The following is a 22,006-nucleotide window of genomic DNA, read 5'->3' on the forward strand; positions in this document are numbered from 1 at the left end:
CTGCTGAGAGAAGCAATGGAGGAATTATACATGGGTATTTTGGTGCAAAAATTCGGCGGAACCTCACTCTCCACACCAGTGGCCAGAGAACACGTAATCCGTCATGTCAAACGGGAGCTGGCCAGCGGGTTCAGCCTGGTGGTCGTAGTCTCGGCTATGGGCCGCAAGGGGGAGCCCTATGCTACCGATACACTGCTTGATCTGGCGGTTCAGAGCGGGAATTCACTGCCTCACCGGGAACGGGATTTGCTGATGTGCTGCGGGGAGATCATCTCGGCGGCCAATCTGTGCGGTCTGCTGGAGCAGGAGGGCATTCGGTCAACGGTGCTGACAGGAGCGCAAGCCGGGTTCCTGACCGACAACAGCTATGGCAATGCCAGAATCCTGGACGTGCGCACAGAACGCATTCTACGGGAACTGCGTGAGCATAAAGTAGTAATAGTAACCGGTTTCCAGGGTCAGACTGAAGCGGGTGATTTCACCACGCTGGGCCGCGGAGGAAGCGACACCTCAGCTACAGCCCTGGGGGCTGCGCTGCGTGCGGATATGGTAGACATCTATACGGATGTGGACGGAATACTCACCGCTGATCCGCGGATTGTTGAAGATGCAAGACAGCTTACTTATGTCAGCTACACCGAGATTTGTAACATGGCGTATCAGGGAGCCAAGGTTATTCATCCTCGGGCTGTGGAGATTGCCATGCAGGCGCAGATTCCGGTGCGTGTACGCTCGACCTTCTCCGAAGCGGAAGGGACGCTTGTGACCCATCCCGAGGGCTTCAGTGATGTATCCCATGGAGTGGTGGACCGATTCGTCACAGGGGTTGCCTATGTCAGCAATATTACGCAGATCTCGGTGGAATGTCCGGAGGGCAATGGAACCGGCGTGCAGCTGCAGATCTTCAAAAGCATGGCCGATAACGGAATCAGCGTGGACTTCATCAATGTGACACCGACCGAGGCCGTATATACCGTGTTCGATGACAAATCGGAGCAGGCGATTGCTACGCTGCAGGAGCTGGGCCTGCGTCCCAAGAGCTTGTCCGGCTGTGCCAAGGTCTCCGTCATCGGCGGAGGCATCAACGGCGTTCCGGGAATTATGGCGCATATCGTCGAGGCGCTCAGCTCGCAGAACATCCAGATTCTGCAGTCTGCTGATTCCAACACAACGATCTGGGTTCTCGTGAAAAAAGAAGATATGGTGCAGTCGGTTCGCGCCCTGCATGCCAAGTTTGAATTGCACCGCTGACAAGGAGGAATTCAAAGTGGATTTCGGAAGACTGATCACCGCAATGGTTACCCCGTTTGACGGGGAAGGAGAAATCAACTGGGAAGCAACTTCAAGGTTGGTCGATTACCTGATCGAGGAACAAAAGTCCGCTGCGCTCGTAGTCTGCGGAACCACCGGCGAATCGCCGACCCTAACCGATAAGGAGAAGCTGAAGCTGTTCTCCTTCGTGAAGCAGCAGGCAGCCGGACGCTGTAAAATTATTGCCGGCACCGGCAGCAACAGCACCAGACATTCCACCGAGCTTACTAAGGAAGCCGAGAAAATCGGCGTGGACGGTGTGCTTCTGGTCGTCCCTTATTACAATAAACCGAATCAGGAAGGGCTCTACCAGCATTTCTCTGCAATTGCTGCTGCAACTTCACTGCCATGCATCTTGTACAATGTGCCAGGACGAACGACAGTAAGCATGAGTGTTGCAACCACCCTGCGTCTGGCGGAGATTCCTAATATTGTGGCTACGAAGGAATGTGCTTCGGTAGACCAGATTACATGGATTGCCTCAGCTTGTCCTGAAGACTTCCATGTCTACACCGGAGATGATTCCGCCGGTCTCGCGACGCTTGCTGTGGGAGGACACGGTATTATCAGTGTGGCCAGCCATGTTGTCGGAGCACAGATGTCAGAGATGATCGAGGCCTTCACCTCCGGGAATGTCCGCCGTGCAGGCGAGCTTCACTGGCAGCTGTTTCCGGTCTTCAAGGGACTGTTCGAGTGTCCGCAGCCGCTGCCGAACCCCTCGGCCGTGAAGTATGCGCTCGGGCTGCGCGGGATGGATGTCGGCTCGGTCCGCCTGCCGCTGGTTTCACCGACGGAAGAAGAGGCGGCATTCATTGCTGCCCTGCTCAGATAAGTTAGTCCAGGCATGGATAAGTGAATAGGCGAAGATAGGTACAACGGCAACCGGCCGCTCTTATGGAGCGGCCGGTTTTTTACGTTACGGACTTCGGACTGCCGCAAATCGCATATGGTAATTATTTCTCCAGGATTAACTCTATGTTAAAAAAGTCAGGCATTGCAGCGTTTTTTGCTTGTCTTTTCCTTAAATATTGGCTGTTTGTTAAGGAAAGAATAGGACCAGGTACAGGGTGACTTGTCTTTTGCCAAAAAAATCATGTATAATGAACTTAAGTGACTTGGTGCGGTTAATTGAATATGCGGTAATCTTCCGGCAATGCGGATTTGTTGCATTGTAAGACAGGATAGGTCCTTGAATAAGTCTGTGCTAAATATGCCGGATTTACGCGCGAGGGGCGCGGTGGTGGAATTTTGAGGGCATTTGCCCGCTTCAAGAGGATATTACTGCCCGGATTCGGGAGTTTAGACCTGTGCAAGTATACAGACTTACCGGGAATTCCTTGTCGAAATAAGGAGTTAACAGCAATTTGATGTATATTACAGCGCCGCTGAAATATTGAAGCTCATTGTTAACAAATAAAAAGTATGACGTCCAACATCATAGGAGGGTTAGATTCATTTGTCCAAAAAAAACAATAACAACAACGACAAACTGACGATATTCGCACTTGGCGGAGTCGGTGAAATTGGTAAGAACATGTACGTAGTTCAGTATGGCAACGACATTGTAGTCGTAGACGCCGGTCTGAAATTCCCTGAAGAAGATATGCTGGGTATTGATATCGTAATACCGGATATCTCCTACCTCACCGAGAACCGTGACAAGGTAAGAGGGATTGTTCTTACGCACGGCCATGAGGATCACATTGGCGGCTTGTCTTATGTGCTTAAGAACCTGAATGTTCCGGTATACGGAACAAGACTTACCCTGGGTCTTGTGGAGAACAAGCTCAAGGAAGCGAACCTGCTGGGTGAAACTAAGCGGATTCTGATTAACGAGGATTCCGAGGTTGAACTGGGCACATCGCTTAAGGTAACCTTCTTCAGAACGAATCACAGTATTCCGGATTCTGTCGGGGTATGCATTGAGACACCAGAGGGCAACGTTGTCCACACCGGTGACTTCAAATTCGACCACACGCCAGTCAACGGTCAATTTGCCAATCTGCACCGCATGGCTGAGATCGGATCGAAGGGCGTTCTGGCCCTGCTGTCAGACAGCACCAATGCCGAGAAGCCGGGCTTCACACCTTCGGAGAAGAATGTCGGCATCGTGCTGGAAGATATTTTCCGCAAAGCTGAACAACGTGTGGTAGTAGCAACCTTCGCATCCAACGTGCATCGTATTCAGCAGGTAGTGAACGCTTCTGAAGCAACAGGACGTAAGATTACCGTTATTGGACGAAGCATGGTTAACGTAGTATCCATTGCTTCCGAGCTTGGTTATCTGCATATTCCTGACGGCATGCTCATTGAGCCTGAAGAGATGAACAGAATGGCAGGCAACCGTGTGGTAGTACTGTGCACAGGCAGCCAAGGCGAGCCAATGTCGGCGCTGACACGCATGGCGCGTTCCAGCCACCGCAAGGTAGACATTATGCCGGGCGACACCGTTATTATTGCGGCTACACCGGTACCGGGTAATGAGAAATATGTAGGCCGTACCATTGATGAATTGTTCCGTCTGGGTGCCAATGTTATCTACAGCGGCTCCAACTCCGGCGTTCACGTATCCGGTCACGGCAGCCAGGAAGAGCTGAAGCTGATGCTCAACCTGATGAAGCCGAAATACTTCATGCCGATCCACGGTGAATACCGGATGCAGCGCAAGCATGCACTTCTGGCGGAGTCTGTTGGCGTAGAGCCAAGTAATATCTTCATCACCGAGCTGGGTGAAGTTATTGAAATCTCCGGTGGAGCTGCACGCAGAGCGGGTAAGGTAACTGCCGGTAACGTGCTGATCGACGGGCTGGGTGTCGGCGATGTAGGCAACATTGTATTGCGTGACCGTAAGCTGTTGTCGCAGGATGGTATTCTGGTGGTTGTGGTTACCCTCAGCAAGCAGAACGGAGCGATTGTCTCCGGTCCTGACATCATCTCCCGCGGATTCGTATATGTGCGGGAATCGGAAGGTCTCCTGGACGAAGCGAACCGGATTGTTGCGGGTACGCTGCAGCGTCTGATGAGTGAGAAGGTCAATGAATGGGCTTCCCTGAAGACCAGTGTCAAAGACTCCCTCGGCCGTTTCCTCTATGAGCAGACACGCCGCAGACCGATGATCCTGCCGATTATTATGGAAGTATAAGAGAAGCATTTCTTAACAATATAGCTTTGGCAATAGCCTCTTTTCCCGGAAATATTGGACGGTTTCCTGGGGAAGGGGGCTTTTTTATGTTTTTTTCACTGCACAAAACAACATTTGGGTAACCTGACCGTTATACAGGCAAGGAGGTGCAGCATGGAGCCAAGAGACTTGGAGAAGGTGCTCCAACCCAAACTGGCGGAGATCCGCCGCTACTTGATCCGCCTCGGCGCAGGGGCTTCAGATGCAGAGGATATTGTGCAGGACACTGTGTACAAGGCGCTGTTGTATCTGGAAGCGATCGATGAGCGCAAATTCAGTGCCTGGTTGTATAAGGTTGCGATCAACCGGTATTTTGACCTGTGCCGCAGGAAGATGAAGTTTCAATACAGCGAGGAAGTGGAGGTTCATCCTGCGCCTGAGCATGAGCTCCCGGAAGCGGTGCTGCTGCGCCGGGAGCGCAAGGAGAAGATTGAAGAGGTGCTGGCCGGTATGATTCCAGCCAACAGGCAGCTGATTCTGCTGAAATATGAAATGGAGCTGTCCTACAAGGAAATTTCCGCCATGCTCGGCATCACGGAAGGAACAGTGAAGGCTACGCTCTACCGGGCGCGGCAGCAATTTCAACAATTATATGGAGGTGAGGGCGAATGACTGCCCCATGGGAAGAAGCAGAAGACCAGAATATTATGACCACCCTGAAAAAAACCAAACGGAAGAGCCTTATTCGCAGTATTCTGATTTCACTCGCGGTTAGTGGGCTTATGCTGATCGCCGTATTTTATGGCGCAGCGCAGCTGGTAGACCGTCTGTCCTCCAATGCCCTTTACAGTGAGCAGCAGTATATGAGAATCAGCAGCCCTAATGAATTCAATTCAGGCTATAGGGACAACAGGGGATTTTTATCAGGAGTACTCGAACTTCAAACCTATAAAATCGTCGACGATGTGCCTGTTCCGTGGAAGAACAGATGGCTGAATTACAACGCCTGGTGGTTTCCTTTCACAACGGGTGCGTACGGCGGCGTGTCAAACCTGACTGTAGAAGATCCGCGTATGAAGCAGGAGGGGTACGAGTATTACCGGAATTACAATTCCGACAATGGACAAAGAGAAATGGCCTTCTATATCCCGGGAGTCGATTACAACGGAAAAATTATCAATGATCTCTCCGAGCTGGACCGGATGAACGGAGATAAGCGGGTGGAGCTGGCGGTATCTTTTGACAAGGACTACTCGTTTGAAGAAGCGAAGAGCATTCTGCCCGCTGGGGCAAAACAGGTCTGGTACTGGGTCGATACGTATGATGACCGCGAGGGGTTCGGCTTTAAGCCGTTTCCTAATGAGAACGATCCCGCTAAAATGAACTATCCAACCCCGATGAGTGCGAATTACGGAGTCTACGGGTTCGGCGTCCAGCCGGACTGGGATCAGGCGAAGCCCGAGGATTTCATCGGCGCAGTACAGATTGGGGTAGACAAGAAAGACAATCACCATAGTGAGTATCAGCGTATCTTCAATTATTTGAAAAAAGACAAAGCTGCGCCGGAGGCTAGTGATCTTCGCATACTGGGTGTGGTTGTAACCGGCACGGCGGACGGGTTAAAGAGCCTCAAGGACCAGACATACGTGCGCGGAGCGGTGCTGGGTGCGGTGGTGGACAAATACTAAAATATGAAATACAGAGGGCAGCCCTTTAAAGAGAGGGGCTGCCCTCTTGAATTAGCAGCAGAAAAATACAAGTGCAATTTATATAGTGCATAAGGGAGTCCCCCGGAATGTCATACTAATAGAAATCAGAATCCTGAAGCACACGGACGGGTGTTGCAGGCAGAAGGGGAGCGCTGTGTACGATGGAAATCACAGAAGCAAGCAAGGCGGGCGGAGGGCGTAACGAAGAGATCCTGCCAGGGGAGATTAAACCAGCAGTAAATGAGCCGGTTCCTCCAGGGATACCTGGACCAGTAGGGGTACTTAAGGAATTGGGACAGACGGCGGTTCCGACAGGGGAGCCGGATATTTTTTGCATGACGATTATAGGACAGATTGAAGGTCATTTCGTCTTGCCGCCGCATAACAAGACCACGAAATACGAGCATATCATTCCCCAGCTCGTTGCAGCTGAACAGAGCAAGACCATTAAAGGGCTGCTGATCATTCTCAATACGGTCGGCGGGGACGTAGAGGCTGGACTGGCCATTGCCGAGATGATCGCTTCCTTGTCGAAACCTACGGTAACAGTTGTCATCGGCGGCGGTCACAGCATCGGTGTACCTATAGCGGTATCCTCCACGTATTCCATTATTGCTGAAAGTGCCACCATGACGATCCATCCGATCCGGATGAACGGTCTGGTGATCGGCGTGCCGCAGACCTTCGAGTACATGGAGCGTATGCAGGAGCGGATGGTGAAATTCGTGACCTCTCATTCCCGCATCACGGAAGTGCAGTTCAAGGATCTGATGTTCAAGACCGGAGAGCTGAACCGCGACATCGGTACCGCAGTGGGCGGGCAGGATGCCGTCAGGTATGGTCTGATGGATGAAGTGGGCGGGATAGGTGCCGCACTCGCCCATTTGAACCGGATGATTGCTGCTGCCCCCACTCTGACAAATGAGACACTTCCGCAAGGAGGGCTGCCCCAATGACCTTTTATACCATTCTGCCGATGGAGCAGGTATTCGAGGGGGCACTGAGTTATGTCTCTCCCGTGCAGGAGATGACTATTCAGGGCATGCTGATGCAGGTGGAGCTGCTGGATGGAGGTCAGGCGAAGGTGGTCCGGCTGCTGCAGTGTCCGCTGGATAAATATCTGGATGCGGCCTTCTCCCCGGGTGCAATCGTTCAGCTGGACCGCTAAGTGCGAACAACCCCCCTAAAGATGCATATTCTGACAAAAGAGAACATAGGTACGCCACGTCATTATATGGTATAATGTTGACTCGGGGGTGGCTGGCGTGGCTAAACGGAGAAGAAAGAAGAAGAAAGCGCTGCTGGGCAGTGTTTTAAAATATGAAATCTACGGAATTCTGCTGATTACGATTTCCGTCATTGCTTTGTCGGGGGAAGCGGCTGTCGGCCGCTCGCTCTCAAGCATGGCAGGTTATTTGCTCGGCAGATTCTATTTTGTGCTGCCGCTGGCGGGAACCTTTTATGGTCTGATGGTAATGATTAACAGGAAATGGCCGTCCACCTGGAACAGCCGCTATACCGGCGGCCTGCTCCTGCTGTTGTCCATGTGCCTGATGAGTACCATATCGGCGATGCAGCAGAAGCTGGGCCCGCTTGGGATGCTGCATCCGGGCAATGTACTGTCTCAAATACATAATGATCTATCCGGCGCCCTCTCACCGGGCGCCGGCGACAGCAGCGTGTACATGTTGGGCAAGGACATCAGCGGGGGGTACATCGGTGCGCTTGAATACGCTGCGCTCCTGTGGCTGTTCGGCAATCTGGGTGCTAAGCTGCTGATGATTGTATTGCTGGCCATCAGCTTCATGCTGATTACCAATCTCTCCTATGTAGAGCTGTTTACCTTACTCCGGGTAAGGGCCGTCAAGCTGATTGAAGGAATTAAGCTCCGGGCGGCGAACCGCCCGGCTGCCGTTCCAGTGGTCAACAGCAGACCGGCTAGAGCCAACAGAGTTACAACGCCGGAACCTGCGGATGATGACGATTACTTTGAAGAGGACGACGGATCGGGTCAGCAGCTGCCAAGACGCGGACAGTCGAAGCTGCTGGGCAGAATTACCGGATGGTTCAGCGGGACTGATCGCCAGAATCAGCCGGAAGTCATGGGCGATCCGGAGGATGAAGTGACGGATATCATCATTACGGATCCGCGGGGTGGTCCGGTCATCTCCGGAATGACAGCAGCGGGAGGTGTTCCTCTGGAGGAGTATGGCGAGGAGGACTTCCCGGATGAGGAGCTTGAGCCTGTGACGCCGATCATCCGGGATTTCTTCGAGCATATCCGCTCTGAAGGGCTGAATGCCGAGGACCGGGAGGAATGGAGCGAATTCTCACCAGCGGCACGTGGTGGTGCTGCCACCGGAACAGGTGCTGCTGAGCTTACGAGAGCGGGAGCAGATTCTGTTCCGTCAGGGGAATCTGGGGAGGGTATACTGCCTGTAGAGCTGGACGGGCTGCTGGGAAGGGCAGAGGAGGGCGAAGCGGCTCCGATTATACCGCCTCCACCTCCGCCCAAGCCGTACAAGCTGCCATCCTTCCGTTTGCTGGCTAAGCCTAATAACGGGGCGAAGGCGGGCGATCAGAATGATTATATGCAGACGGCACGCAAGCTGGAGGCTACACTGGAGAGCTTCGGTGTAAGGGCGAAGGTGCTGGAAGTGGTTCGCGGACCGGCGGTGACCCGGTATGAGATTCAGCCGGATATCGGCGTGAAGGTCAGCCGGATTGTCAATCTTACCGATGACATCGCGCTGGCACTGGCTGCCAAGGATATCCGTATGGAAGCGCCGATTCCCGGCAAATCAGCCATCGGCATCGAAGTGCCGAATTCGGAGGTCTCGGTCGTCACCATGCGGGAAGTGATGGAGACACAGATTTTTCAGGAAGCGGATTCGCGGTTATCCATTGCCTTCGGGCGGGATATCTCCGGCCAGACGATTATCGGCAATCTCGCCAAGATGCCCCATCTGCTGGTAGCAGGAGCAACCGGCTCCGGTAAATCGGTCTGCATCAACGGTATTATTACCAGCATTCTATATAAGGCTAAGCCGAATGAAGTGAAATTCCTTATGGTTGACCCTAAGATGGTCGAGCTGAATGTATATAACGGCATTCCGCATTTGCTGGCTCCGGTAGTGACAGACCCCAAGCGTGCCAGTCTGGCCTTGAAGAAGATCGTGGTGGAGATGGAGAAGCGGTATGAGCTGTTCTCCAAATCGGGCACACGTAATATGGAAGGCTACAACAACCTGATGAAGGATAATCCGGCAGCAGTACTGCCGTATATCGTTGTCATCGTGGACGAGCTTGCCGATCTGATGATGGTTGCTGCGAATGATGTAGAGGATGCGATCTGCCGGCTGGCCCAGATGGCGCGGGCGGCGGGAATTCATCTGATTATCGCCACACAGCGTCCTTCGGTAGATGTGATCACCGGCCTGATTAAGGCGAATATTCCTTCGCGGATTGCTTTCGGTGTCTCCTCGAATGTGGACTCCCGGACGATTCTGGATATGCCGGGTGCCGAGAAGCTGCTCGGACGCGGCGATATGCTGTTCCTGCCGATGGGGGCTTCCAAGCCGATCCGTGTTCAGGGCGCTTTCATGAGCGATCAGGAAGTGGAGACGATCGTGCAGTATGTCAGCAGCCAAGGGGAAGCGAATTATGATGAGTCGCTTGTGCCTGAGGTAGACGACACCTTGAGCGAGGATCAGGAGCCGCAGGATGAATTGTATGAACAGGCCGTCCAGATTGTTCTGGAAGCCAAGCAGGCCTCTGTATCGCTGCTTCAGCGGCGTATGCGCGTCGGTTACACGCGTGCCGCACGCTTGATCGACTCTATGGAGGCCAGAGGCGTAATCGGCCCTTACGAGGGCAGCAAGCCGCGTGAGGTGCTGATGTCGCTGGAGCAGTATCAGCATGGTAGACTTAGTTCATAGGCAAAGAGATGACCCAATATTTGGGCCATCTCTTTTTTGCTAAAGATAAGTTATGCAACGGTTGGTTGAACTGCTATTACTTTACCCGGGGAGCTGCAAGCAGAGCATCAACCATGTAATCAAGCTGCGCATTTAGGGAGTAGATATCATTGTAATACGATAATCCGAAGTCGATATTCATCAAACGGCCTTCCTTGACTGCAGGAATACTGTTCCAGATCGGGTCTCCCGTCAGGTCAGTCATTCCGTCATAAGAGGAACGGAAGATATACTCTCCGCTGTAATCGGCAATGACTTCAAAGGATACAGATTCCCCACCGACATCGGTCTTGCTATCTATTTTTTGCTGAATCTTCTCCGGTGCCTTCATGCCAAGATATTCATATAAGACCTGCGAGCCCCGGCCGTATTGTTTGCTCATAATCACTAACATACTGCGCTCTCCGCCGCCTTCCATGATGGAGATGGTCGAATCTAGAATTCCCGCTTCCTTCAGCTTCAGCTTACTGTCCTCCACTTTGGCATTGAAATCATTTAATAGGCTGGTGGCCTGATCTTCCTTATTAAGAGTGTGTCCAATAAAGCTGACCCGCTCAGCGGTTGTCATTTTCTCATAAGGCACCAATACGGTGGGTGCGATATCATGCAATGCATTGTAGGTTTCCTCGGAAGGAACGATAATCAGATCGGGATCAAGCGATAAGACAGCTTCCGGGCTGGCCTCGAACCAACTTCCCAACTTCTGTACATCTTTCAATTCGTTCTCGAAGGCAGCACCTTCATTTACACTAGAGACACCTACGGGCTTAATGCCCAGCGCCAGAACATCGCCCAGCAAGTACAACACAACGACACGCTGAGGATTGGCAGGCACCTCGATATCCCCTTTTATTGTAGAGATTGTCCGGGTCTGTGCCTCGGCTGCAGTGTTGTCAGGGGACGTTGTAGAGGATGCCGTCGCAGCAGGCGAAGAGGTTGGCGTATTGCTGCCGTTGCCCGCCGTCGTTGTAGTGGCAGTTCCTGAGGAACAGGCACTTAACACTATGGTGAAGCATAACAACAAGGTTAACATTAGGGATGGCTTAGACGTTCTGAACATGGATGACGCTCCTTTTAGATCATATTGATAATGATTATCATCATCAATATATCCGAGAGTGCCTTCACGGGCAATGTCATTTGCAGACAGCGCAGATATCATATCCCGCCACGGGGAAGCGGCCTGAACAGAATTTTTGTACCTTACTGGTGAGTTTCCGAAGTGCTTTTTGAACATTTTTCCAAAAGAATACGCATCCGGATAGCCCACAGAAGCTGCAATATCATGCAGTGTGGCTTCTGTGCCCAGCAATAGCTCACGGGCCTTGTCCATGCGAATCTGAACCAGATATTGGGCAGGGCTGGTCTGAAGCCGGATGCGGAATAACCTCGATAATGTCCTCGGGCTGGTGCCCAGAGTGCCGGCTAGTGAATCCAGGGTGAACGGCCTGCTGTAAGAATCATGCATATAGCGTACAGCCTGGTCGAGCACATCTGCTCTAAGCGGGTGCAGCTCCTGCCCCTGCATCTGGCGAAGCAGCTCATGGACCCACTGATAGAACAGGGCTTTGACATGCAGATGCTCAAGGTCGCTGCCTGTCTGCCACTCCCCATACATCTGGTCTAGAATCTCATACAGCGGCAGAGGATGGGCCGGAGTGCAATGATATGACGCGGTAAAAGGCTTGCTGCGCTCCAAAAGCGCTGTAAGATTGCGGCGCGCAGGCAGGGTTAACGTTGAACGGTACATAATAAGGTAATAATCCAGAATTTCATGTGTTTTCAGCAATTTAATCGTAGTGCCTTTGCCTCCGTGAAAGACAGTTGCGCCGCTGATTTCATATCGGCTGTCATCTATAAGCAGACTTGCGCTGCCGCGAACGATATACAGGTATGTACTAGCCGGAAGGCGGTACTTCAGCGGAGGTTGTCCAGAAATGAATGAGGCCTTGCGGATATCGATAACTTCTACAGCAGCATGGTTCCACAGTACAATATGGTCCTTAAAATCCATGTTTCTTCTCAACTCCTGTTGTTTCATAACCCAAGTATAGTTGATAATCGTTCTCAGTCGCAATGGATTTACGGTTCCTTGATTTGCGGTCATGCATAGGAAGTCCTGCCAGTCGTCATAATAACTTTAGCCATTCATGCAGAACTTCCAAGAGAAAGGTAGAGCGAATCCCATGACAAAACATAAGCAGTGGATCATTGCCGCCGTTACCCTTGCCCTTGCAGCTGCACCGTTTGCCGGTGCAGTCTTCAAAGATCATGATTTGATCTATGCCAAGCCATATGCAGCAGAACAGATTGCCGCAGATAGCCCTGATGAAGGGGAGGAAGCCATGCCCGTGTTCGGCACAACTCCGCTTAAGGTAGGCTCATCCGGGCAGGATGTCTATGAGCTGCAGGGAAGATTGAAGTACCTTGGTTATTTTAACGGGAAGATTGACAGCCAGTTCGGGACCAAAACCAAAAATGCTGTCACCTGGTTTCAGTGGAAATTCGGCCTGAAATCCGACGGGGTCGTCGGGGCCAAGACGAAGCTTAAGCTATACAATGCGACTACAGCCTGGAAGCCGACAGCGCCCGAGACGTCTACCGCCCAGAAGAAAGCGCCCTCCGGCGCAGCTGCAGCCAAAACCAATACGGCTGAACTGTCCTCCGGCAATACCATGGGCTTGTCCGAAAACGACCTGAAGATCATGGCTAACGCGGTTTACGGCGAGTCTCGCGGCGAACCTTTTGAAGGACAGGTGGCTGTAGCCGCAGTCATTCTTAACCGTGTAAAATCCCCAAGCTTCCCAAATACGCCTTCGGGCGTCATTTTCCAGCCGGGAGCCTTCACTGCCGTAGCTGACGGACAGATCTATCTGGAGCCTAATGAACAGGCACGCAAGGCAGTGCAGCAGGCACTGAGCGGCTGGGACCCGTCGGGCGGCTGTATCTATTACTTCAATCCCAAGACGGCGACTTCCAAGTGGATTTGGTCCCGTCCGCAGGTGAAGACGATCGGCCAGCATATTTTCTGCATGTAGCTTACTGTGTCTGTATACAACCCTCCGTAAGAGCAACCGGTACGCTGTCCTCCGGTTGCTTCCTTACTTTGGAATGGTTTAGAATGGATAATACTTCATAAACTTGTTATAGAGCATCCATCCACGCTGCAAAGGAGTTTTGGACTTGACTAATAATGCATTTCAACATGGCCATGCCGCTGGCATGCGCATACATGTTCTGCCGACCAAGGCGTTCAAGACATTCGCCATCTCACTGTATGCAGGCGTTCCGCTTGAAGAAAGTACAGTGACCTCTACCGCACTGGTTCCGTTTGTACTCCGCCGGGGGACAGCGTCCTACCCGGAGACTACCCAATTCCGCGAGCGTCTGGAGGAGCTGTACGGTGCCGGCTTCGGCTTCGATATTTATAAACGCGGGGATTACCAGATTGTCCAGTTCCGGATGGATACGATCAATGATTCCTTTGTGCAGAGCAAGGAGAGCCTGCTTGGGGAATCCTTTGCTTTTCTGGGAGAGGTATTGACCCGTCCCCTGCTTGAGAATGGAAGCTTCCGGGCTTCTTATGTAGCTACAGAACGCGAGACGATCCGCAAGAAGCTGGAATCCATTGTGAATGACAAAATCCGCTATGCGGCAGAACGCTGCATTGAGGAAATGTGCCGCAACGAGCCTTACCGTCTCCATCCCCTCGGTCAACGGGCCGATCTGGATGCTATCACGCCTGAGACGCTGTACCAGAGCTATACCTCCTGGCTGAATGGAGCTACGCTTGATCTGTATGTTGTGGGCGATACCACACCTGAGGAGGTCGAGAAGCTGGTGACAGCTCATTTTGGCCGGGCCCATCATTCCGAAGCCGGAGGCTACACCTCGGACTTCACTCCGGTATCGGTTACGGAAGTGCGGACGGTAGAGGAGAAGCTGGATGTGAATCAAGGCAAGCTGAACATGGGGCTGCGGACCTCGATTACCTACAAGGATGAACGGTATGCTTCCGCGCTGATGTACAACGGTATTCTTGGCGGTTACCCGCATTCCAAGCTGTTCGTCAATGTCCGTGAGAAGGAGAGTCTGGCGTATTACGCCTCCTCCCGTTATGACGGGCATAAGGGCATCGGAACGATTCAATCGGGGATCGAGACCCAGAACTATGGAAAAGCCGTTGATATTATCCGCAAGCAGCTGGATGAGCTGAAGGCCGGCAATATCACTGACCTGGAGCTTAGCCAGACGAAGGCGATGATCCGCAACCTGCTGTCCGAGATTCAGGATTCGGCGTTTGAGATGATTTCCTTTGATTTCAACCGCCAGCTATCCGGCAAAGACCGTTCTGCCCAGGAGCTGATGGACCAGGTCGACGGCATGGGGGCGGCTGAAGTGAAGGCTGCAGCGGATACTTTTGAGCTGGATACGATTTATTTCCTGACAGGGAAGGAGGAATAGGGATGGAGAAGCTCCATTACGAACGGCTTCAAGAAACACTTTATCACGAGGTTATGGATAACGGACTGCAGGTGTATGTGCTGCCGAAGCCGGCTTTTCTCAAAACCTACGCCACCTTTGCCACGAAATACGGTTCGGTAGACAATCACTTCAAGGTGGCGGGCAGCGAGGAGACTACAGTACCCGACGGAATTGCCCACTTCCTGGAGCATAAAATGTTCGAGGAGCCGGAAGGCGACATTTTTGCCACCTTTGCGTCGAATGGCGCATCGGCCAATGCCTTCACCAGCTTCGACCAGACGGTCTATCTTTTCTCGGCCACGGAGAACATTGAGCAGAATCTCAGCACGCTGGTTGATTTTGTGCAGCGTCCTTATTTTACCGATGAGAACGTGGAGAAGGAGAAAGGGATTATTGGGCAGGAAATCAATATGTATGCCGACAATCCTGACTGGCGCGTCTATTTCGGGCTGATTGAAGCCATGTATGCTACTCACCCGGTTCACATTGATATTGCCGGAACGATCGAATCCATCTCAACCATTACGAAGGAAACGCTGTACACCTGCTACAACTCCTTCTATCATCCCAGCAATATGCTGCTGTTCGTTGTCGGCGGAGTGGACCCTGAGCAGGTATTTGAACTGATCCGCAGCAATCAGCAAGGCAAGAGCTATGAGAAGCAGGGTGAAATTACACGTATCTTCGCGGAGGAGCCTGAGCAGGTAGCCTCGAAGCATGTGGAGAGCAGACTTGCTGTCTCCATTCCCAAAATGATGTTCGGCTTCAAGGAAAAGGTGGATGGTCTGAGCGGTGAAGCGGCGGTGCGCCGTGATCTGACCACGAAGCTGATGCTGGACCTGCTGTTTGGCAGCAGTACGGCATTGTATCAGAAGCTCTATGACGAGGAATTGATCTCGGACAGCTTCGGCCATGAATTTAACAGCTCTGCGGAGTATGCCTTCTCGGCGATTGGCGGCGATACCAAAGATCCGGGTCTGCTGCTTGAACGGATTAAGGCAGAAGTTGGACGCATTCTGGAGACGGGCTTCGCGGAGAAGGATTTTGAACGGGCCCGCAAAAAGAAAATCGGCGGCTTCCTGCGGATGCTGAATTCGCCGGAGAGCATTGCCCATGAGTTCACCCGTTACCAGTTCCGTGGAGGAGATCTGTTTGAAGTGCTTCCCCTGTATGAATCGATCACTCTGGATGAAGTGAATGCCCGGCTCCATGATCATGTGAACTGGGAGCAGCTGGCCGTATCGCTGGTGGTGAGTCCTTAATGATGTTACCGGGAGAGGACAGTAAACCGATTGGCGAAATGACAGTGCTCATTACCGGGGGCAGCGGGGGAATCGGCGGCGCGATCGCTGAGCGTTTTGCTTCGGTGGGAATGAACATTGTGATTCATTATATGAATTCGCATGAAGCGGCAAATGATGTGGCCCGGCGCTGTCTGGCGCTGGGGGCGAAGGTAATGACCGTAGCGGCGGACATGAAAGACCGCAGTCAGCTCGTACGCATGGCCGAAAGACTGGAGAGCAGCGGCATGATGCCGGATATCCTGGTCAATAATGCCGGGAAAGCTCATTATGGCATGTTAGCCGATCTGACCGAGGAGGAGTGGGACGATATCATGGCGGTGAATCTGAAGGGCACCTTTATGTGCAGCCAGATTTTCATGCCTTATATGGTCACGCAGCGTTACGGCCGGATCATTAATGTGTCTTCTGTGTGGGGGATCTCGGGTGCCTCCTGTGAAGTGGCTTATTCGGCCAGTAAGGGCGGAGTGAATGCTTTTACCAAGGCGCTTGCCAAGGAGCTGGCCCCCTCCAAGGTCACTGTGAACGCTGTAGCGCCTGGAGCAGTTCACACGGCCATGCTGTCCAATCTGCAGGCGGATGAACTGAAAATGCTGGAGGAGGAGATCCCTGCGGGGAGGCTGGCTACCCCTGAGGATATATCCTCGCTTGTTTATTTTCTGGCGCTGCCTGAGTCCGGTTATATTACGGGTCAGGTCATCAGTCCGAACGGCGGCTGGATTACGTAATAACCGGTATAATGCCAGGAACCATGAGCCTGCTCTGGAGAAATGCTCCAGCATAAGACCTTCCGGCTTGAGACATATTATAACTGTTGCTTCTAAATCTCAATATCATTACAAACCTGAGGAGGATTTAAGATGTCAACAGATTCCGTAGTGAAGAACTTTGATACCTGGAAAAGTTTTTTGGGCGACCGGGTCATTCAGGCTGAAAAAATGGGGATGAGCGACGAGACCATCACCAAGCTGGCGTTCGAAATCGGGGAATTCCTCGATAAGAAGGTCGATCCGGGCAACTATTCCAACCGGGCCATCAAAGAGCTGTGGGATGTCGGAACGGATGATGAGAAGCATACCATTGCCGGACTCATGGTCAAACTGGCGAAGAAAAACGCATAGGTACGCGGAAGAAGCTCCCCTTGCGGGAGCTTTTCTGCAATTATTACAATCGTGTCCTTGCCTTTCAATTTTTTTTTATATATCATTAACATGACCCGTGTATCTGAAACAACATGCAGGGAAAAGGAATCTATGAGGTGCGCACAAGTGGAATATAAACAATGGTATATGGAGTATAAGATACATAAGAACAGACCCGGTCTGTTAGGCGACATTGCTTCCATGCTGGGGATGCTGGAAGTCAATATTCTGACGATTAACGGCGTGGAAGGCAAGACGCGTGGAATGCTGCTGGAAACCAGCGACGATGAGAAGATCATGCTGATGGGCGAAATGCTCAAGAAAGTTGATAATATAACGGTTACGGCACTCCGTACACCGCGGCTTGTGGACCGGCTGGCGGTCCGGCATGGACGGTATATCGACCGGGATTCGGATGACCGCAAGACCTTCCGCTTTACCCGCGATGAGCTCGGGCTGCTGGTCGATTTCCTGGGCGAGCTGTTTAAGAGAGAAGGCAATCAGGTTATAGGACTACGTGGTATGCCGCGGGTAGGCAAGACAGAATCGATTATTGCCGGCAGCGTCTGTGCGATGAAGCGCTGGACGTTTGTCTCCTCTACGCTGCTGCGCCAGACCGTCCGCAGCCAGCTCGCTGAAGACGAGATGAATCCGCATAATGTATTTATCATTGACGGGATCGTCAGCACCATCCGCTCCAACGAGAAGCATTATAACCTGCTGCAGAATGTCATGAGTATGGCAAGCACCAAGGTGATTGAGCATCCTGATATTTTTGTGCGGGAGTCCGAATTCACCTTCGATGACTTCGATATTATTATTGAGCTGCGCAATTCACCGAACGAAGAGATATTGTACGAGTCGTTTACGACAAGCTACAGTGAAGATCTTTAATATATTTCATTAAGAGCATTGCTCACACAACATTCAGGAGGTGATGGTATGTCGGAACTGGGCCGGCATTTGAAGGAGGCTCGTCTGCAAAAAGGGATGAGTCTTGATGATGTCCAGGAAGTAACAAAGATCCGCAAAAAATATTTGGAAGCCATCGAAGCAGGGGATTATAAAGTGCTTCCGGGCAGCTTTTATGTCCGGGCCTTTATCAAAACCTATGCCGAGGCGGTCGGGGTTAACCCGGATGAGCTGATGGAGGAGCACGGCAATGTGCCTGCTGCTCCCGTCGATACTACCATGGAGACCGTGATTCAGAAGCGCAGCCGCAAGCCTGAAACGGAGCGTAACGCCAAGTGGCTCCCGACCTTGCTGATGTGGACCTTCCCGGTGCTGATTCTGGTGGTCATCTACTTATATGCCTCTTCCACAATGAATAATGATTCGCCGGAGAAAGCGGATAATGCAAGCATGACTACCGCGACGCAAGATCCGGCTAAGGCTAAGCCTTCTCCTACTGCCGCTGGAGGCGGTGCAGTGCCTTCAGCGGATGCGGCAGCTACACCTGATGCAGGAGCCGCGGCAACCACTGCGCCTGCTGCAACTCCAGAGCCGTCTCCATCGTCTTCTCCGGGTGCTGTCACCGTTACTCAGGACCGTAAATCGGGCAAGACGACCATTTACAAGGTCTCTGCACCTGCTGGAACCCCGGTTCAGGTACAGATTGCCGCGACCGGAGTCAGCTGGCTTGAAGTGTACAAGGGCGAGAACTCCAAGGGGGAGAAGCTCAGCTTCGGGAACACCAAGGCCGGTGAGAATCTGAGCTTTACACTGGACAGCGGCGGAATGTATATCAAATCGGGATATTCACCAGCTACGGCAATTTCGGTCAACGGACAGGCTATCACCGACGGCAAAACCTCCTCGCGTCTGCTGCTTGAACTGGACAGTGGTACGGACGGCGCTGCTGGCGGGAGTACTACCGGAGAATAATACATCCGATGTATAGTCTTTGGCGGATTGGAGAACCTAGAAGTGTTTAACAGTTCTTACGCCAAAGTGAGGTGTATTCTCTCATGACCGTCAGCTGGATTGTAACAGGGCTTGGCATTATTGTCAGTCTCCTGGGGTATTATTTGACACCGGGCGCCTGGGGATATGGTATTCTGGGCTTTGGACTGGCACATGTTCTGCTGGGGATTCTGGATATGTTCCGGGCTCCTGCACGCAGCAGATAATATTTAGAGGTGAGCGTCTCCCGGACAGTTTCCGGGAGGCGTGTTTTTAGGTGCAAATATAAGAATTTATATGTTTACGCTATAAATTATCCTTCTATTTCTCGCTGAAACGGTACCGTCCTTACAAAGGACGGAATGCCGTTTCCACTTGACTCTTTTCCAGTATTAGACTTAAGAGCCCCTATCTCATATAATAGGAACAGACTAATTGTAAGTAAAGGATGTGGAACCATGAGTTCAGAAAGTTCATTTGATATCGTATCGAAGATGGATATGCAGGAGCTGACCAATGCGGTTCATCAGACCGAGAAGGAAATTGATAACCGGTTTGATTTCAAGAACAGCAAGAGCAGCCTGAAGCTGGAGAAGGATGCGCTTGTCATCGCCTCAGAGGATGAATACAAGCTGAATGCAGTTATTGATATCCTCCAGACCAAGATGGTGAAGCGGGGAATCACGCTGAAGAATATGGATTTCGGCAAAGTGGAGCCGGCTTCGCTCGGCACAGTGCGCCAGCGGCTGGGACTGCGCCAAGGGATAGACCAGGAGAACGCGAAGAAGATCAATATTCTGATCCGCGATTCCAAGCTGAAGGTTAAGAGCACGATCCAGGGTGATCAGATCCGTGTGACCGGCAAAAGCCGCGACGATCTCCAGCAGATTATCCAGCTTTTACGCAAGGCTGATTTGCCGCTTGATTTACAGTTTAACAATTTAAAGTAAGATCATGTGCCCCGCATTGTATACTACCTTACTTGCGGGGTGCTTCATGTTTTTTTGACACTTATTTATGGCTATAATATACTAGCTAAGCAGTTTTGAAGAAAATGCTGGAATACCGGATTCGTATGGACTAGGGGAGGAACCTTCAGTGAATTTACCCAACCGCATCACATTAGCACGTATTTGCCTTATCCCAATCATGATGTTTTTTCTGCTGGTGGACTTCAGCTTCTATCCGGAACCGATACATTGGGGCTCCTTTCAGCTTTCAATTAATCACTTGGTCGCGGCAGTTATTTTTCTGCTGGCAGCCAGTACCGATGGAATTGACGGTTACATAGCCAGAAAATATAACATGGTCACCAATCTGGGCAAGCTGCTCGATCCGCTTGCGGATAAGCTGCTGGTCTCGGCCGTGCTGATCTCGCTGGTCGAGCTGGGAAGATGCGATTCCTGGATTGCCATTGTCATCATCAGCCGCGAGTTTGCCGTGACCGGCCTGCGCCAGGTGGCACTGCTGGAAGGGAAGGTAGTGGCTGCAAGCAAATGGGGAAAGGTAAAAACAGTGATTCAGATTGTTGCTATTTCCCTGCTGCTGCTTAACAATTTCCCGTTCCAGTTCGTCAGCATCCCTGTGGATGACATTGCCATCTGGGCGGCAGCCATCATTACCATTTACTCTGGCATTGATTATTTCGTGAAGAATAAGGATCTGCTGGATTTGAACAAAGCCTGAGAGGTTGGAACAGGCTGAACCTTGCAGGATACCTACAATCAGGAGGAGAACGTCAGCTATGAAAGCAGAGATTATTGCCGTTGGAACAGAACTTTTACTTGGACAAATCGTGAACAGCAATGCCCAGTTTCTTTCAGTCGAGCTGGCTGCATTAGGCATTGACGTTTATTTTCAGACCGTTGTGGGAGATAACAAAAGCCGCCTTCTGGAAGCGATCCGGATTGCTCAGAGCCGGGCGGATGTTATATTGTTCACGGGCGGCATTGGTCCGACCGAGGATGATCTGACCAAAGATGCGCTGGCTGCGGCGCTTGGCCGGACCCTGCACATCGACCAGCTGGCCATGGATCATGTGCAGCGCTTCTTCGATGACCGCAAGATTGTAATGACTGAGAATAACCGCAAGCAGGCGCTTGTCATTGAAGGGACGACTCCTCTGTCCAATGATACCGGCCTTGCGGTAGGGATTGCTTTTGCAGAAGAAGACAAATATTATATCGTGCTGCCCGGCCCGCCCCGGGAGATGAAGCCGATGTTCACGGATAAGGCCAAGCCATGGCTTCAGCAGCATGCACTTACTGGTGAAATGCCGCTCTACTCGAAGATGCTGAAGTTCGCCGGGATTGGCGAGTCGCTGCTGGAGGACAAGCTGATTGAGCTGATCCGCAGCCAGAGCGATCCAACGATTGCCCCGTATGCCAAGGAAGGCGAAGTGACCGTGCGCATCTCCACCAAGGCGCCGTCCGAGCGGGAAGCTATGGTCAAGCTCGATGCTCTGGAGAAGACGATTGCTGACATTCTGCCGGAGAATCTGTATGCCAACATCGATGTGCCGCTGGAGCAGCTGATTGTGGACTGGATGGCGGATGCGGGACTCACTCTGAGTGCTGCCGAGAGCTGTACAGGCGGTCTGCTGATGGAGAGCATTACGAATATTCCGGGCAGCGCCTCCATGTTTGCCGGAGGGATCGTGTGTTATTCCAATGATATTAAGAAGAAACTGCTGAATGTGCCTTCCGCCATGCTTGAAGGTCCGGATGCCCCGGGAGCGGTGAGCCGCGAGGTTGCGGAGGTACTGGCTGAGCAGGTGCGTATGATCGGTGACACGGACTTCGGCTTATCGGTTACCGGTGTAGCCGGACCGGGATATTCCGAGCGCAAGCCGGTGGGTCTTGTGTTCGTAGGACTGGCTGAGCGGGGCTGCAAGACAGAGGTATATGAGCTGAATCTGAAGGGCACCCGTGAGAACATCCGGCTGCGCACCGTCAAGGCGCTGCTGTACCGGTTGTGGCGCCGCCTGGAAGAACGCAAGGTTGCTACTCCGCTGGAAGGCTCGGCCTTGCAATAACTGTACGGGCCGGTATATAATTCA

Annotated in this window: 20 protein-coding genes; 19 read left to right on the forward strand and 1 reads right to left on the reverse strand. The window is 52.1% G+C overall.

The window, feature by feature from the left end; all coding sequences use genetic code 11:
- Positions 1-30 precede the first annotated feature (30 nt).
- From dapG to MHH78_RS16345, 8 genes are all read left to right on the forward strand, one after another.
- The gene (dapG, locus tag MHH78_RS16310) at positions 31-1,251 is read left to right on the forward strand and encodes an aspartate kinase (protein ID WP_341168007.1); all 1,221 of its coding nucleotides are present in this window, start codon (positions 31-33) and stop codon (positions 1,249-1,251) included.
- 16 nt (positions 1,252-1,267) lie between these two features.
- Complete coding sequence (dapA, locus tag MHH78_RS16315; protein ID WP_341168008.1) at positions 1,268-2,143, forward strand: 4-hydroxy-tetrahydrodipicolinate synthase; 876 nt, start codon at positions 1,268-1,270, stop codon at positions 2,141-2,143.
- A gap of 624 nt (positions 2,144-2,767) precedes the next feature.
- Entirely contained in the window at positions 2,768-4,453 is a 1,686-nt protein-coding gene (locus MHH78_RS16320; RefSeq protein ID WP_036724742.1) for a ribonuclease J, read from the forward strand.
- 153 nt (positions 4,454-4,606) lie between these two features.
- On the forward strand, positions 4,607-5,104 hold the full coding sequence (locus MHH78_RS16325) for an RNA polymerase sigma factor (protein ID WP_341168009.1): 498 nt from the start codon (positions 4,607-4,609) through the stop codon (positions 5,102-5,104).
- Positions 5,101-6,120 carry an anti sigma factor C-terminal domain-containing protein gene (locus MHH78_RS16330; protein ID WP_341168010.1) on the forward strand — a complete coding sequence of 340 codons (1,020 nt, stop codon included), beginning with the start codon at positions 5,101-5,103 and terminating at the stop codon, positions 6,118-6,120. Before MHH78_RS16325 ends, MHH78_RS16330 begins: the two co-directional genes overlap by 4 nt.
- Before the next feature lie 182 nt (positions 6,121-6,302).
- Positions 6,303-7,097 (forward strand): ClpP family protease, encoded by a 795-nt coding sequence (locus MHH78_RS16335; RefSeq protein ID WP_341168011.1) that lies wholly within the window; start codon positions 6,303-6,305, stop codon positions 7,095-7,097.
- A complete protein-coding gene (locus tag MHH78_RS16340) occupies positions 7,094-7,309 on the forward strand; it encodes a YlzJ-like family protein (protein WP_341168012.1) in 216 nt (71 codons plus the stop codon). Before MHH78_RS16335 ends, MHH78_RS16340 begins: the two co-directional genes overlap by 4 nt.
- A gap of 97 nt (positions 7,310-7,406) precedes the next feature.
- A complete protein-coding gene (locus MHH78_RS16345) occupies positions 7,407-10,079 on the forward strand; it encodes an FtsK/SpoIIIE family DNA translocase (protein WP_341168013.1) in 2,673 nt (890 codons plus the stop codon).
- Positions 10,080-10,155: 76 nt separating this feature from the next.
- Here MHH78_RS16345 and MHH78_RS16350 read toward each other — a convergent pair whose 3' ends face one another.
- Positions 10,156-12,132 (reverse strand): AraC family transcriptional regulator, encoded by a 1,977-nt coding sequence (locus MHH78_RS16350; RefSeq protein ID WP_341168014.1) that lies wholly within the window; start codon positions 12,130-12,132, stop codon positions 10,156-10,158.
- Positions 12,133-12,304: 172 nt separating this feature from the next.
- Here MHH78_RS16350 and sleB point away from each other — a divergent pair, with 172 nt between their 5' ends.
- From sleB to MHH78_RS16405, 11 genes are all read left to right on the forward strand, one after another.
- Positions 12,305-13,156: a spore cortex-lytic enzyme gene (gene sleB / locus MHH78_RS16355; RefSeq protein WP_076078799.1), complete on the forward strand. Its 852-nt coding sequence runs from the start codon at positions 12,305-12,307 to the stop codon at positions 13,154-13,156.
- 145 nt (positions 13,157-13,301) lie between these two features.
- The gene (gene yfmF, locus MHH78_RS16360) at positions 13,302-14,582 is read left to right on the forward strand and encodes an EF-P 5-aminopentanol modification-associated protein YfmF (protein ID WP_076078679.1); all 1,281 of its coding nucleotides are present in this window, start codon (positions 13,302-13,304) and stop codon (positions 14,580-14,582) included.
- Between the two features lie 2 nt (positions 14,583-14,584).
- Entirely contained in the window at positions 14,585-15,865 is a 1,281-nt protein-coding gene (gene yfmH, locus MHH78_RS16365) for an EF-P 5-aminopentanol modification-associated protein YfmH (protein WP_341168015.1), read from the forward strand.
- Positions 15,865-16,632, forward strand: coding sequence for an elongation factor P 5-aminopentanone reductase (gene ymfI / locus MHH78_RS16370; protein WP_036724753.1), 768 nt, complete (start codon positions 15,865-15,867; stop codon positions 16,630-16,632). Before yfmH ends, ymfI begins: the two co-directional genes overlap by 1 nt.
- 132 nt (positions 16,633-16,764) lie before the next feature.
- On the forward strand, positions 16,765-17,025 hold the full coding sequence (locus tag MHH78_RS16375; protein ID WP_036692667.1) for a DUF3243 domain-containing protein: 261 nt from the start codon (positions 16,765-16,767) through the stop codon (positions 17,023-17,025).
- A 132-nt stretch (positions 17,026-17,157) separates the two neighbouring features.
- Positions 17,158-17,940 (forward strand): DUF3388 domain-containing protein, encoded by a 783-nt coding sequence (locus tag MHH78_RS16380; RefSeq protein ID WP_036724755.1) that lies wholly within the window; start codon positions 17,158-17,160, stop codon positions 17,938-17,940.
- A 48-nt stretch (positions 17,941-17,988) separates the two neighbouring features.
- Positions 17,989-18,930, forward strand: a complete 942-nt coding sequence (locus MHH78_RS16385; RefSeq protein ID WP_341168016.1) for a RodZ domain-containing protein — start codon at positions 17,989-17,991, stop codon at positions 18,928-18,930.
- An 83-nt stretch (positions 18,931-19,013) separates the two neighbouring features.
- Positions 19,014-19,175: a hypothetical protein gene (locus tag MHH78_RS16390; RefSeq protein WP_179090467.1), complete on the forward strand. Its 162-nt coding sequence runs from the start codon at positions 19,014-19,016 to the stop codon at positions 19,173-19,175.
- A 231-nt stretch (positions 19,176-19,406) separates the two neighbouring features.
- Positions 19,407-19,898, forward strand: coding sequence for a YajQ family cyclic di-GMP-binding protein (locus tag MHH78_RS16395; RefSeq protein ID WP_036724757.1), 492 nt, complete (start codon positions 19,407-19,409; stop codon positions 19,896-19,898).
- 148 nt (positions 19,899-20,046) lie between these two features.
- Positions 20,047-20,634, forward strand: a complete 588-nt coding sequence (gene pgsA / locus MHH78_RS16400; RefSeq protein WP_036724758.1) for a CDP-diacylglycerol--glycerol-3-phosphate 3-phosphatidyltransferase — start codon at positions 20,047-20,049, stop codon at positions 20,632-20,634.
- 58 nt (positions 20,635-20,692) lie between these two features.
- The gene (locus tag MHH78_RS16405; RefSeq protein WP_341168017.1) at positions 20,693-21,982 is read left to right on the forward strand and encodes a competence/damage-inducible protein A; all 1,290 of its coding nucleotides are present in this window, start codon (positions 20,693-20,695) and stop codon (positions 21,980-21,982) included.
- Positions 21,983-22,006 lie beyond the last annotated feature (24 nt).

This window comes from Paenibacillus sp. FSL H3-0333, assembly GCF_038002805.1.
GTDB lineage: Bacteria > Bacillota > Bacilli > Paenibacillales > Paenibacillaceae > Paenibacillus_AQ > Paenibacillus_AQ silagei.

What these genes read in the sequence shown, in the direction of transcription:
- MHH78_RS16350 (WP_341168014.1), bottom strand. Translation starts at nt 12,132, where the DNA reads ATGGATTTTAAGGACCATATTGTACTGTGGAACCATGCTGCTGTAGAA.
- MHH78_RS16390 (WP_179090467.1), top strand. Translation starts at nt 19,014, where the DNA reads ATGACCGTCAGCTGGATTGTAACAGGGCTTGGCATTATTGTCAGTCTC.
- MHH78_RS16395 (WP_036724757.1), top strand. Translation starts at nt 19,407, where the DNA reads ATGAGTTCAGAAAGTTCATTTGATATCGTATCGAAGATGGATATGCAG.
- MHH78_RS16405 (WP_341168017.1), top strand. Translation starts at nt 20,693, where the DNA reads ATGAAAGCAGAGATTATTGCCGTTGGAACAGAACTTTTACTTGGACAA.
- dapG (WP_341168007.1), top strand. Translation starts at nt 31, where the DNA reads ATGGGTATTTTGGTGCAAAAATTCGGCGGAACCTCACTCTCCACACCA.
- sleB (WP_076078799.1), top strand. Translation starts at nt 12,305, where the DNA reads ATGACAAAACATAAGCAGTGGATCATTGCCGCCGTTACCCTTGCCCTT.
- MHH78_RS16375 (WP_036692667.1), top strand. Translation starts at nt 16,765, where the DNA reads ATGTCAACAGATTCCGTAGTGAAGAACTTTGATACCTGGAAAAGTTTT.
- MHH78_RS16380 (WP_036724755.1), top strand. Translation starts at nt 17,158, where the DNA reads ATGAGGTGCGCACAAGTGGAATATAAACAATGGTATATGGAGTATAAG.
- MHH78_RS16335 (WP_341168011.1), top strand. Translation starts at nt 6,303, where the DNA reads ATGGAAATCACAGAAGCAAGCAAGGCGGGCGGAGGGCGTAACGAAGAG.
- yfmH (WP_341168015.1), top strand. Translation starts at nt 14,585, where the DNA reads ATGGAGAAGCTCCATTACGAACGGCTTCAAGAAACACTTTATCACGAG.
- MHH78_RS16330 (WP_341168010.1), top strand. Translation starts at nt 5,101, where the DNA reads ATGACTGCCCCATGGGAAGAAGCAGAAGACCAGAATATTATGACCACC.
- ymfI (WP_036724753.1), top strand. Translation starts at nt 15,865, where the DNA reads ATGATGTTACCGGGAGAGGACAGTAAACCGATTGGCGAAATGACAGTG.
- MHH78_RS16340 (WP_341168012.1), top strand. Translation starts at nt 7,094, where the DNA reads ATGACCTTTTATACCATTCTGCCGATGGAGCAGGTATTCGAGGGGGCA.
- MHH78_RS16385 (WP_341168016.1), top strand. Translation starts at nt 17,989, where the DNA reads ATGTCGGAACTGGGCCGGCATTTGAAGGAGGCTCGTCTGCAAAAAGGG.
- MHH78_RS16325 (WP_341168009.1), top strand. Translation starts at nt 4,607, where the DNA reads ATGGAGCCAAGAGACTTGGAGAAGGTGCTCCAACCCAAACTGGCGGAG.